This is a genomic window from Paenibacillus sp. FSL R7-0210 (genome assembly GCF_038009085.1).
GTDB classification, from domain to species: domain Bacteria; phylum Bacillota; class Bacilli; order Paenibacillales; family Paenibacillaceae; genus Paenibacillus_AQ; species Paenibacillus_AQ silagei.
Genome location: NZ_JBBPAR010000001.1, coordinates 752,474 through 764,718 on the forward strand (window position 1 = coordinate 752,474; position 12,245 = coordinate 764,718).

9 protein-coding genes are annotated in these 12,245 nt (G+C 55.7%); 8 read left to right on the forward strand and 1 reads right to left on the reverse strand.

The annotated features are described in order from the left end of the window. Positions 1 to 13: 13 nt before the first annotated feature. The 8 genes from MKY64_RS03315 to MKY64_RS03350 all read left to right on the forward strand — a co-directional run bounded on the left by MKY64_RS03315 (position 14) and on the right by MKY64_RS03350 (position 11,191). Positions 14 to 1,783, forward strand: coding sequence for an N-acetylneuraminate synthase family protein (locus MKY64_RS03315; protein WP_340950872.1), 1,770 nt, complete (start codon positions 14 to 16; stop codon positions 1,781 to 1,783). A 20-nt stretch (positions 1,784 to 1,803) separates the two neighbouring features. Continuing rightward, positions 1,804 to 2,718, forward strand: coding sequence for an aldo/keto reductase (locus MKY64_RS03320; protein WP_340950873.1), 915 nt, complete (start codon positions 1,804 to 1,806; stop codon positions 2,716 to 2,718). 4 nt (positions 2,719 to 2,722) lie between these two features. Continuing rightward, entirely contained in the window at positions 2,723 to 3,517 is a 795-nt protein-coding gene (locus MKY64_RS03325; RefSeq protein ID WP_036724249.1) for an SDR family NAD(P)-dependent oxidoreductase, read from the forward strand. 17 nt (positions 3,518 to 3,534) lie between these two features. Then, positions 3,535 to 4,629, forward strand: coding sequence for a UDP-2,4-diacetamido-2,4,6-trideoxy-beta-L-altropyranose hydrolase (pseG, locus tag MKY64_RS03330; RefSeq protein WP_340950875.1), 1,095 nt, complete (start codon positions 3,535 to 3,537; stop codon positions 4,627 to 4,629). Further along, positions 4,601 to 5,173 carry a UDP-4-amino-4,6-dideoxy-N-acetyl-beta-L-altrosamine N-acetyltransferase gene (gene pseH / locus MKY64_RS03335; protein WP_340950877.1) on the forward strand — a complete coding sequence of 191 codons (573 nt, stop codon included), beginning with the start codon at positions 4,601 to 4,603 and terminating at the stop codon, positions 5,171 to 5,173. The genes pseG and pseH overlap by 29 nt, the downstream gene beginning before the upstream one ends. Beyond that, positions 5,151 to 6,203, forward strand: a complete 1,053-nt coding sequence (pseI, locus tag MKY64_RS03340; RefSeq protein WP_340950879.1) for a pseudaminic acid synthase — start codon at positions 5,151 to 5,153, stop codon at positions 6,201 to 6,203. The genes pseH and pseI overlap by 23 nt, the downstream gene beginning before the upstream one ends. Positions 6,204 to 7,358: 1,155 nt before the next feature. Continuing rightward, positions 7,359 to 10,451 carry an isoleucine--tRNA ligase gene (gene ileS, locus MKY64_RS03345; RefSeq protein WP_076075965.1) on the forward strand — a complete coding sequence of 1,031 codons (3,093 nt, stop codon included), beginning with the start codon at positions 7,359 to 7,361 and terminating at the stop codon, positions 10,449 to 10,451. 404 nt (positions 10,452 to 10,855) lie between these two features. Next, the gene (locus MKY64_RS03350; protein ID WP_339314958.1) at positions 10,856 to 11,191 is read left to right on the forward strand and encodes a DUF5665 domain-containing protein; all 336 of its coding nucleotides are present in this window, start codon (positions 10,856 to 10,858) and stop codon (positions 11,189 to 11,191) included. Between the two features lie 310 nt (positions 11,192 to 11,501). Here MKY64_RS03350 and MKY64_RS03355 read toward each other — a convergent pair whose 3' ends face one another. Next, complete coding sequence (locus MKY64_RS03355; protein WP_340950881.1) at positions 11,502 to 12,230, reverse strand: TraR/DksA C4-type zinc finger protein; 729 nt, start codon at positions 12,228 to 12,230, stop codon at positions 11,502 to 11,504. Positions 12,231 to 12,245: the final 15 nt, after the last annotated feature.

Here is a 12,245-nt window from a genome sequence, read left to right on the forward strand (position 1 = left end):
GGGAGTGATTAATGTGGTCAAGGCAAAAGTGATTGCCGAGATTGCCAATGCCCATATGGGCGACTCCGGCCGGCTGCAGGAGCTGATCCTTGCGGCCGCAGGCAGCGGTGCAGACGGAGTGAAATTTCAATGGTTCCATTACGACAGCTTAGCGGTGCCGGATTTCATCCATTATCAGACGTATATCAATTTGTTCATCGGCAAGGAGCAATGGGTGGAGGCTGTACAGCTTGCCAAGGCTGCGGGGCTGGAGGTATGGGTAGATGTCTATGACGAATGGGGTGTCGGGCTTCTCGCGGAGCTTGAATCGCAGGTAGACGGCTTGAAATTACCCACAACCGTCTTACAGTCGCTCCCCTTGATAGAAGCTCTGCACAGGTTCGATAAGCCCTTACTTATCGGTGTAAGCGGCTGGCTGGAGGAAGAGATGGATTCCCAATTAGCATACATCCGGGGTCATTTCAAAGGTCCCATCGTGCTGATGCACGGCTTCCAGGGCTATCCGACCCGGACTGAGGATTCCAATCTGAGCAGGATCGCCCATATTAAGCAAACCTATCAGCTGGAGGTGGGCTTCGCGGACCATGAGGATGCCGATCATGAAATGGCGGTCGATCTTCCGGTCTATGCCTATCTGCTGGGGGCCAGTGTCATTGAGAAGCATATCACCCTGAACCGTGCGGAGAAGGGCATTGACTATTATTCCGCGCTGGAGCCGGAGGAATTCGCGCGGATGGTGGATAAGCTGCGCCGGGCAGAGTGTGTACTGGGCAGCCTCGAAATTAAGGAATCGGAAAGAAGGTATCTGGAGGATTCCTCTCTGAAGATCGTCTCCCGTACGGAGCTGCGCCCGGGTGAAATGATCACGCCTGCGAACATATGCTATAAGCGTTCCTCTATGCCGGATGCCCTCATGGCGCGCAATGCTTCGGTGCAATTCCCTGTGATTGCAACGGCAGCAATACCAGCGAACACACCCATCACGCCCGGGAAGGTAAAAGCACCCAAAATCTGCATCGCCGTCATCTGTAGATTGAAATCTACCCGGCTCCGCCGCAAGGCGCTGCGCGAGATTCACGGCATTCCAGCCATCGAGAGATGCCTGATGAATTGTCTGGCTGTGCCGGGCGGCTATGAGGTGGTGCTGGCCACCTCGGATCTGCCGGACGACCAGCCCCTTACAGCGTTCACCCTGAACCATCAGGTGAAGGTGGTAACCGGCGACCCGGACAATGTGGCTGCCAGAATGCTGAGCGTGGCTGAAGCGGCCCAGGCAGATATTGTAGTCCGGGTCACCGGCGACAATCCGGCGATCTCCCCGGAGATGCTTCAGCTTCTGATAGACCGGCATCTGGCAAGCGGTGCGGACTTTACCTACGCCAAGGAGTCGACCATGGGGACGGTGGGGGATGTGTTTACCGTTGAAGCGCTGAGCAGGCTGCTGCACTATTCCAATCCGCTTACGCATGCAGAGTATCTTTCCTTTTACTTTTTCAACAACCCGACGCTCTTCAAGATCAATGCTGTGGATCTTCCTGCGGAGTGGGTGCATCCCGAGTGGCGGTTAACCATGGATGAGCTTCAGGATCTGGAGCTGTTCGAGGCGATCTACCAGGCACTGGATGTGGGGGCAAGACCGCTGTACTTCGAAGAATTGAAGGCATTCCTGCAGGGCCACCCTGAGATGGCTGAGCGCAACAGGGGCATTCAGGTGAAATGGCGGGATGATACGGAGCTGGTCAAGGAGCTGAATGAAGCAACCACCCTGAAGAAGAGACCCTAACGTTAGCGAGGCTACGGAAGATGATGAATAAAGCCAGGCTTGTGCTGGGTACAGCCCAGTTAGGCGGAAATTACGGAATTGCGAATACAGCCGCCAATCTCTCTGTGCAACAGAGGAATGAGCTGCTCCAATATGCCCTCACCTCGGGGATCGGTTATTTGGATACCGCACCGGGATACGGGGACAGCGAGTCTATCATCGGAGATTGCCTGGAAGATGCAGATCCGCAGACCAAGCCGCAGATTGTGACGAAGCTCCCTTCCGTCCAGCGGTTAGGACTGCACACGGAGGAAGCGCGGAGGAGGTTCGTCACCTCTTCCGTCCGCTCTTCCCTGAACCGGCTGAAGTGCTCTGCGCTGGATGTCTGTCTCTTGCATGATCCGCTCGATCTGACTTACCAGGGCGGCGAAATTCTGCGAATACTGCAGGAGCTGAAGCAGCAGCAGCTGATTCGCAGAATCGGCGTATCCGTGTATGATGCGGAGGATATTGCGAATTTTATGCGCGAGGAAGAACTGGACAGCATTCAAATTCCGTTGAATGTGCTGGACCAGAGATGGATAACGAATGGAATGCTGGAGCGGCTCGCCCGGAAGGGCGCAGAAATCTTCGTCCGCAGTGTCTATCTGCAAGGCCTGCTGCTGATGGCACCGGAGCAGCTTCCGGCGGGGCTGAAGCAAGCGGAGCAGCCGTTGTTACGATTAATCAGGTACAGCGAGGAAACCGGGATACCGGTTAAAGAGCTGTGCTTCCTCTATGTGAGGGATCTTCCGGGGATATCCGGGATCGTGATTGGTTGCGAGACGGTGGAACAGGTGCAGGAGAACCTGCGGATGATGGCATTGCCCCCTCTAAGCCGGGCAGTGAGGCAGAAGCTTGGTGAATCCTTTACGGATATTCCTGTAGAGATCATTGACCCCAGGAGGTGGAAGTAACCGGATGCGTACTCTTCAAGAATTATTCAATCTTCAAGGCCGGACAGCGGTTGTGACCGGAGGGGCTGGTTATCTGGGCACAGCTATAGCAGAGGGGCTGGCTGAGGCTGGCGCGTCAGTCTATCTGGTAAGCTCAAGTGGTCAGCGCTGCAAGGAGACCGCTGAGGCGATCGCCCGCACCACCGGAGCAGCCTGCTTCGGCAAGGCAATGGATATCCGGGATGAAGCATCAGTCAGAGCATGTATTCAGAGCATCGCCGAAGCGGCCGGAAGCATCGATATCCTGGTGAATAATGCCGCGTTCAGCTCAGCGGCCAAGCTGGCCGTCATGAGTGAAGAACAGTGGCTGGCCGGGCTGGACGGGACGATCAACGGAACCTTCAGATGTGTCAAGTCCGTCCTGCCCTATATGGTTGAACAAAAGAGAGGCTCCATCATTAACGTCTCCTCGATGTATGGGCTGGTCTCGCCGAACCCGGAGGTCTACGGAGAAAGCGGGATGGATAATCCCGCCAATTACGGGGCCGGTAAAGCGGCGATTGGCCAGTTTACCCGTTACATTGCCTGCCACTTCGGGCAACATGGAATCAGAGCGAATACGGTATCGCCTGGGCCTTTTCCGAATGCAGCGGTTCAAGCCGACCCGCAGTTCATCCGGCAGCTGGAGAGGAAGAATCCGCTGGGCAGGATCGGCACTCCTGAAGATTTAAAGGGAGTCATGGTATTCCTGGCTTCTGCCGCTTCAAGCTATGTTACAGGTGAGAATATCTCTGTTGACGGAGGCTGGACCGCATGGTAAGCACAGCAGCTAATCAGATGAATATATGGATTCGGGCCGATTCCTCATATTCAATGGGCACGGGCCATGTCATGCGTTGCCTGACACTTGCGGGAGGGCTTGCCGCCAAGGGCGGGAAGGTCTCGTTCATTTGCCGCGAGCTGCCAGGGAATCTGGCTGACTATATCAGGGGCCAGGGCTATGCGGTGGAGCTGCTGCCGCCGCCGGATGATCCGTCGTACGCCGCATTCTGGCTTCAGGTGGATTGGCGGACCGATGCCTTGCAGACAGTTCAGCGGCTGGAGGGGGCTGCTCCTATAGATTGCCTCATTGTTGACCATTACGGGATTGATAAGCGGTGGGAAGCATGGGTGCAGGGGACAGCGAAGAAGATCGTGGCCATCGACGATTTGGCGGACCGCCCGCATGAGTGTGATCTGCTGCTGGACCCCAATCCATCCGCTGCCCGGGACCGCTACCAGGGGCTGCTTCCCGCCTACTGCATTGAATTGACAGGCACCTGCTATACGCTGCTGCGGCCGGAATTCCGCGCGGCTAAGCTGGGGCTGGCTGAACGGGACGGAGGCATAAACCGGGTTCTGGTGTTTTTTGGCGGCACAGATCCTACGGGTGAGACCCTCAAAGCCTTACAGGCCCTGCAAAGTCCCGCCTTCGCTAACCTGCAGCTGGATGTCGTAGCAGGCGGAATGAACTGCCGCAAGGATGAGATCGCAGCGTTATGTGACTCGATGCCACAGGCCAGCTTCCATTGCCAGATTGATTACATGGCTGATTTGATGCAGAAGGCAGACCTCTCCATCGGAGCAGGCGGAAGTACGACCTGGGAGCGCTGTTACCTGGGCCTGCCTTCACTATGTATTATTACGGCGGATAATCAGCGGGAGATCACGGCCTTGGTTCATGCGCAGGGGGCTGCACTTTGCCTGGGGAAGAGTAATGAGGTGACCGCTCAAGCCATTGAGCAGGGGCTTAAGGCTATGCTGGCCGACCCGTCCAAGGTACGGGCCATGTCTGAGCAGGCGCTCCGCCTGATGGGCGAGGATAAATGGAATGAGGTCATAGACAGGATTATGGGAGGGGACTATGGCAGACCTAAGGGACTACAGGCTTGAGAAGCTGGGCCAAGAGCATAGCCGGCTCATATGGGAATGGCGCAATGCCGATCACATCCGGCCCTATATGAATCATGACGGGATCATTGCGCTGGAAGAGCATCTTAACTGGATGCATGCTATAGAGGAGGATACCAGCCGGGTGGTCCGAATCTGTTACTATCTGGACACACCGGCAGGCTTCGTGCAGTTCTCACAGATTGACAGGGTCCACAAGACCTGTGAATGGGGCTTTTATATAGGGGACAAGAGCTGTCCCCCCGGCTCGGGCACCATGATGGGAATCTTGGCGCTGGAGCATATTTTCCAGGTGGAGCAGCTAAATAAGGTGTGCGCGCAAATCCTGGATTTCAATCAGCGGAGCTTGTCCTATCACCGCAAGCTAGGCTTCATAGAGGAAGGCAGGCTAGGCAGGCAACGGATCAGAAATCATCAGCCTGTGGATGTGGTCTTGATGGCCCTATTCCGGGAGAAATGGGAGAAGCACAGGCTACGGCTGACAGAGGAGGCAACGACAGGCCATGAAGGAAATCAGGATCGGTAACCGCACCATCGGCAGCGGGCATCCGCCTTTTGTCATCGCGGAGATGTCCGGTAATCATAATAAGTCCCTGGACCGCGCGCTCGACATCGTTAAGGCCGCCGCCCGGGCTGGCGCACATGCGTTCAAAATCCAGACCTATACGCCGGACACCATGACGCTTAATCTGCAGAATAAGGATTTCATGATTGGGGATTCGAACGGACTGTGGAAGGGAAAATCGCTGTATGAGTTGTATGCTGAGGCGTATACACCATGGGAGTGGCATGAGCCTATCTTTGCTTCGTGCAGGGCGCTCGGGATGATTCCGTTCAGTACCCCGTTCGATGAGTCCTCGCTCGAATTCCTGGAGACCCTCGGTGTCGACTGCTACAAGATTGCTTCTTTCGAAAATAATGATATTCCCTTATTGCGGAAGGTGGCCTCCAAAGGGAAGCCGATGATTATATCCACCGGGATGGCCTCGCTTGGCGATATTGAACAGGCTGTCCACACCATTACCGGCGCAGGCTGCCAGGAATATATACTGCTCAAATGCACCAGCAGCTATCCGGCTTCGCCCGGGAATACCAACCTCAATACCATTCCGTATCTGCGCGACATCTTCCGTGCTCAGGTGGGCCTGTCCGACCACACCCTGGGCGTAGGGGCCGCTGTGGCAAGCGTGGCGCTGGGCAGTACGGTGATCGAAAAGCATTTCACCCTGAACCGTGCGGAAGGCGGCGTGGATGCTGCATTCTCCCTGGAGCCGGCAGAATTCGCTTTCCTGGTCCGGGAGACAGATACGGCCTGGAGGGCACTCGGGGGTATCTCCATCGGTCCCACCCCCGAAGAAGAGAAATCCCTGCAATTCAGACGGTCTGTCTATACCTCCAAGGACATCAAGGCCGGAGACCTGCTCACTGCGGATAACATCAAAGTCATCCGCCCCGGCTACGGCCTCGCGCCCAAATATTATGATCTGCTTCTCGGCAAACGCCTCAGAACCGATCTGCCCGTCGGCACCCCGCTGAGCTGGGACCTGCTGTTGTAATCCGCCTTGACAATTGGGGAGAAAACGTCTATAACTAGAACATATCTGTATCCATTGAATCCAAATTCGATGACGGGACAAGTACGATAAGGTAACGTTCTCCAGAGAGTCGGTGCTTGCTGCGAGCCGATCGTTCACGCCTTACCCGAAGATCCTCCCCTAGAAGCTAAGCTGAAGCGTGTATACGTGCGTAGGCTCCGCCGTCTGCCGGACGTTATCCCGGACCCGCAAGGTTGTCTATTGCCTGCGGACTGAGATTGTACTGAATCCACACCCCTTAGGATGTGCGTGCAGTGCAGATTAGGGTGGTATCGCGAGCGCTGTCTCGCCCCTTTGGGGGCGGGGCGGCGTTTATTTGTGTGTTGGGCATCCCCCTAAATCGTCAGAGATCCCCCTAAATCCCCCTTCCAAGGGGGACCCCAAGGGCTGGCCGCCCTCTGGACACCCGCAGGCAAGTGCTTATCGAGGTTGGAGAGGCGTCCGCGGAAGGGGGGGATTTGTTCGGCGTAGGACCGGCCCTTCTTAGGCTGCCCTATCGGGTACGCCTGCGGGGCCTCAACTGCGCCCCGAGCAAGGGGCCAAGAGCCCCCGGCAAGAACCCCAGGCACAGCGCGGACGGTGTAACGGACTGAGGAGCCCTTATTCTGGAAGAAAGCTACTATTAGGGCAAGTAAAGGACCCCACAGCCCTTATTACCGGAAAATTCGCTTCTAGATGGTTCTTAGCAGGACAATAAGGTCGACTGGGTCCGTTAGCTCGCCAAAAGTGCTGTTTTCTTGAATATAACGGCTCTGCGGTCCGCTAGGACTGATCTACTCGGTTGGTGTGGCTTCTTTTCATCCAACCTTCAGTGGGCCTGGGTTAAAGATTCATGCTGCATTAGCGCGGTTAAGGCCCCGCAGGCGTACCCGTCAGGGCAGCCTAAGAAGGGCCGAGGACCCCGCCGAAGTAATCCTTCCCGTCCACTGACACTGCTCCTCGCACGATGCACTTATTTCGGGTGTCCAGAGGGCAGCGCCCTTGGGGCCCTCCCTTGGCGAAGGGAGGGTTTGGGAGGGATCGAAAATTTTTTAAAAATCATTAAAATCTTTTAAGAAGAAGAAGGCTCGGATGTAATCCGATACAGTTTAAGACTAAACGAAGGGATTGACCATCATGCATAAGGTAGACGTCAAAGAAAAAGCCCGGGCCAGAGATGTCCGGATCTTGAAAAAGTGGAGCGAGGAGGACACGTTCCGCCGGTCTATGGAGAACCGCGAGGGACGCCCGAACTATGTGTTCTATGAAGGGCCGCCGACCGCGAACGGGGTGCCGCATATCGGGCACGTGCTGGGCCGGGTCATCAAGGACTTCATCGGCCGCTATCAGACCATGAAGGGCTTCCGCGTCATCCGCAAAGCGGGCTGGGATACGCACGGCCTGCCGGTAGAGCTCGGGGTGCAGAAGAAGCTCGGCATCTCCGGCAAGCAGGATATCGAAGAATATGGTGTGGAGAAGTTCATCAAGGAATGTAAGGAAAGTGTATTCGGCTATGAGAAGCAGTGGCGCGAGTTCACGGAAGCGATCGGCTACTGGACAGATCTGGATCATCCGTATGTAACGCTGGACAATACGTATATCGAGAGCGTGTGGAACATCCTGGCTACGGTTCATGAGAAAGGCCTGATGTACCGGGGGCACCGCGTTAGCCCGTACTGCCCGAGCTGCCAGACGACCCTCAGCTCCCATGAAGTAGCCCAGGGATATAAGACAGTTAAGGATCTGAGTGCCACCGCCAAGTTCAAGCTGGACGGCAGCGGCGACTATGTGCTGGCCTGGACGACTACGCCTTGGACGCTTCCGGCGCATATGGCGCTGGCGATGAATCCGGCTATGGAATATGTGCGTGCGCAGCAGGAAGACGGCGTGTATGTACTGGCTAAGAATCTGGTGGACGAAGTGTTGAAGGGCGAGTACACCATCCTGTCTACACACACAGGCGCTGACTTTATCGGCCAGAGCTATACACCGCCGTTCGGTTATATCAAGGCAGAGAAGCATAATGTGATTGTCGGAGCCTCTTTTGTAACGGACTCCAGCGGTACCGGGATCGTACATATGGCTCCGGCTCACGGGGAAGACGACTATAAGAGCTGCCGCGAGAATGGGATCAGCTTCGTGAATGTAGTGGATGCTTCCGGGAAATACACGGATGTAGTGAGTGATTTTGCCGGACGGTTCGTGAAGGACTGTGACCTTGATATCGTGAAGGTGCTGTCTGAACGCGGACTGCTCTACCACAAAGAGAAATACGAGCACAGCTATCCGTTCTGCTGGCGCTGCGACACCCCGCTGCTCTATTACGCAACAGATAGCTGGTTCATCCAGACGACAGCAATCAAGGATCAGTTGATTGCCAACAATAACAGTGTGGACTGGTACCCGGACCATGTGCGTGAAGGCCGCTTCGGCAAGTTCCTGGAGGAGCTGGTGGACTGGAATATCAGCCGTAACCGCTACTGGGGTACACCGCTTAACGTATGGGTCTGCCAGGATACCGGCAAGGAATTCGCACCGCACAGCATCGCCGAGCTGAGAGCGATGGCCATCGGCGAGGTCGCTGAGGATATCGAGCTGCATAAGCCGTATGTGGATAATATCCAGCTGCGCAGCCCGTTCAGCGAAGGCGGCGTCATGGTCCGCACCCCGGAAGTGATCGACGTCTGGTTCGACAGCGGCTCGATGCCGTTCGCCCAGAGTCATTACCCGTTCGAGAATCAAGACCGGTTCGAGGACCAGTATCCGGCAGATATGATCTGCGAAGGGATCGACCAGACGCGCGGCTGGTTCTACAGCCTGCTGGCAGTATCGACCCTGTTCACAGGCAAGGCACCGTACAAGGCGGTTATCGCCCACGGCCATATTTTCGATGAGAACGGCCAGAAGATGTCCAAATCCAAAGGCAATGTCATCGACCCTTGGGAGATCATGAACGAATACGGCACGGATGCCTTCCGCTGGGCCATTCTGTCTGACAGTGCGCCGTGGAACAACAAGCGGTTCTCGCGCGGTCTGGTCGGGGAGACGAAGTCTAAGGTAGTGGACACTCTGGTGAACACGCATGCCTTCCTAACGCTGTACGCCGGAATCGACGGCTATGATCCTGCGGATCACCCGTTCAAGGTGTCTGAGCATAAGCTCGACCGCTGGATTCTATCCCGCCTGAACAGCCTGATCGTGCTGGTGGATAAGGGGCTGGCTGTGAATGATTTCGTGAACACCTCCAAGGCCATTGAGAACTTCGTGGATGAGCTGAGCAACTGGTACATCCGCCGTTCCCGTGACCGGTTCTGGGGCAGCGGGCTGGGCGAAGAGAAGCTGGATGCTTACCGCACCTTAACGCATGTCCTGCTGACAACGGCCAAGCTGATGGCTCCATTCACCCCGATGCTGTCCGAGGATATCTTCACGAACCTGGGCGGCGGGGAGAGCGTGCATCTGGCAGACTATCCCGCAGCGGATGAGAACCTGATCGACCTTGCTCTGGAAAAAGATATGGAGTACGCCCGCGGCATCGTCGAGCTGGCCCGTAACGTCCGCAACGAGAGCGGCATCAAGACCCGCCAGCCGTTGTCCGAGCTGATTGCCTCCACTCCGGACGACTTCAACGTGGCGGATTATGAAGAGCTGATCAAAGAAGAGATCAACGTCAAGAATATCGTCATCGAGCACAGCGACAGCGGCTTCGTAGACTTCACCCTGAAGCTGAACCTGAAGGTGGCAGGCAAGAAATACGGCAAGAGCGTTGGCTTCCTGCAGGGCTTCCTCAAAGCGATGGACAGTGACGCTACCCGCAAAGCAGTGCAAGAAGGCGTTATCGCCATTGTGTCACCGGACGGAGAAGAGCTGCAGATTACGTCCGAGGAGCTGCTGGTGGAGAAGCAGGCCAAACCAGGCTTTGCCTCCGCTTCCGGCTATGGACTGACAGTGGCCTTGAACACGGAAATCACGCCGGAGCTGGTACAGGAAGGCTGGGTACGCGAAGTCGTACGTGCGGTGCAGGATTACCGCAAACGTCTGGATCTGCCGATCGACAAGCGGGTTGCGCTGACCCTGCATGTCGATGACGAGCTGAAGGCGGCGGTGACTGCATTCGAGCATGTGCTGCGTGAGAATGTACTGGTGACTACGGTTGATTTTGACGGAGAGTATACCTATGAGACCGTGGATGCCGGCGGCAAGAGTATCGGTATTCATATCGGAGCTTAACTCCGGAGCGGCCGCGCATTTCCTGCATTACTTGTCCATGTATGGCATATACTAGCCGCAAAGGAAAAGTTTCCACGGGTTAGAATGCAAATGACGAGCCCTGTGCTTGAAGAGAAAATTCTCTTTGACCGGGCTCGTTTGTTTTGCGGCTTATAGACAACAGGAGGTGCAGGGGCATGGGCGGATGGAACAACGGGAAGATTCCTGCGGAGCAGCCGAAGCAGCCGGAAGGGCCGGGAAGAATTTCGATCAGAACCACGGACAGAGGGAATAACAGGGAGGAAGCACAGCATGAGCAGCAGCCCACGCATTCTGGAGCAGCCCAACCATCGGGAAAGACAGATCCGGGCGCAGAATATCCTGAGAAAAGTCAGCCAGCTGCTTCTTCCGATCCTAAGCCTACAGTGACTGTCACAGCAGCCGTCGATCCGGCCGATCTTCCCCCGGAAGAGAAGCTGAACGCCCTGTACCGGATGACCACGAGTCTGGCTCAACAGATGGAGAAGTCACGAATCTCGGAATATACCGAGCTGCTGCATTCCCCGTTCCGGCTGATCTGGCTGAACATTCTCTCCGGAACGGCCAGGGGGCTGGGGATTGCGCTCGGGTTCACTTTTTTTGCAGCGACGATTATTTATGTGCTTCAGGTGCTGGGTGCGCTGAATCTGCCGATCATCGGCGATTATATCGCAGACATTGTACGGATTGTCCAGCATCAGCTGGAGCTGAAGACGTTCTGAGCGGCGCTGAACCTGAAATAACCCCACAATGGTGGGGTTTTGCGATTAGTAGGAAGTGAAGCAGGGTTCCAAGACAAGCACAGGGATAGTTGTAAAATGTACACCTAAATGCAGCAAAATAGCCTGTTTTAAACGGATAACTGTAATCTGTACAACTAAATTTGCCTAAAGAGACCCGAACTTAGAGTACAAGGCTTTTTAAATGTACGGAATGCAACTAAACGGGATATCGCGTATGAATCAGATGTTTTAGTTGTACAAAGTGCAATTAAGCCTCTCCAACTCTCTCATCGGATCATTCCCAGCTTTGCTACTTCCGTTCTTTTCGAGTCGGGTCAAGCAGGTAGTCGCCTTCCTCGTCGTCCATGTAATGACGGTAGCTGTTGCCCTTGATAATCATCAGATGATTGCCCGAAATGTCGGTGGCGACGAAATTCTCCCAGGGCTCCACGAAGCCCTCGGTTTCGTCCGCTTCGATCTCCATATCATTGTAGGAGCCGATGTTGTTCCCTTCTGCCATGGCCGGTGAATCCGAGTTGCCCCAGCTCTCCACGATCTGCCAGGCATCCTCGCCATCGAAGCCGTTCTGGTCATCCCGCTCATCCAGGCTGGTGCGGCCAAACGGCGGAGACAGCAGCTCTTCCTCGGCCGGACGGGTGAACGGAGCACTCTGACGGGGAGCATGCTCTTTCGTGTAGCGGGTGGAGGGAAGGGCGGCCAGGCGCTCGTAGGGAATCGGTTCGCCGCTGGCGATGCATATGCCGTAGGTTCCTTCATCCATCGCCCGTAGGGCAGCTTCAATATCGTCCAGCTCATGCTCATCGCGCTCCAGCAGGGAGATATCCATGGAACGGTTATACAGCTCTGTGGCGGCATCGCCGGGATGGTTGTCGATTTCGGACAGCTCGCCGGTGTTGTCGCGCATAGCCTCCTGTAGTCCATATTGTTCGCTGTTGCTCAACCTGTGCTTAATATCCTCCTGCTGCTGCAGGAGAGCAGTACGCAGCCCGGAGAGCTGCTGTGGTGTCAGATGGCTCATTGCTGTGAGCTCCTT

Coding starts and splice junctions, on each gene's coding strand:
- MKY64_RS03320 (WP_340950873.1), top strand. CDS start 1,804: ATGATGAATAAAGCCAGGCTTGTGCTGGGTACAGCCCAGTTAGGCGGA.
- MKY64_RS03325 (WP_036724249.1), top strand. CDS start 2,723: ATGCGTACTCTTCAAGAATTATTCAATCTTCAAGGCCGGACAGCGGTT.
- pseG (WP_340950875.1), top strand. CDS start 3,535: ATGAATATATGGATTCGGGCCGATTCCTCATATTCAATGGGCACGGGC.
- pseH (WP_340950877.1), top strand. CDS start 4,601: ATGGCAGACCTAAGGGACTACAGGCTTGAGAAGCTGGGCCAAGAGCAT.
- pseI (WP_340950879.1), top strand. CDS start 5,151: ATGAAGGAAATCAGGATCGGTAACCGCACCATCGGCAGCGGGCATCCG.
- ileS (WP_076075965.1), top strand. CDS start 7,359: ATGCATAAGGTAGACGTCAAAGAAAAAGCCCGGGCCAGAGATGTCCGG.
- MKY64_RS03355 (WP_340950881.1), bottom strand. CDS start 12,230: ATGAGCCATCTGACACCACAGCAGCTCTCCGGGCTGCGTACTGCTCTC.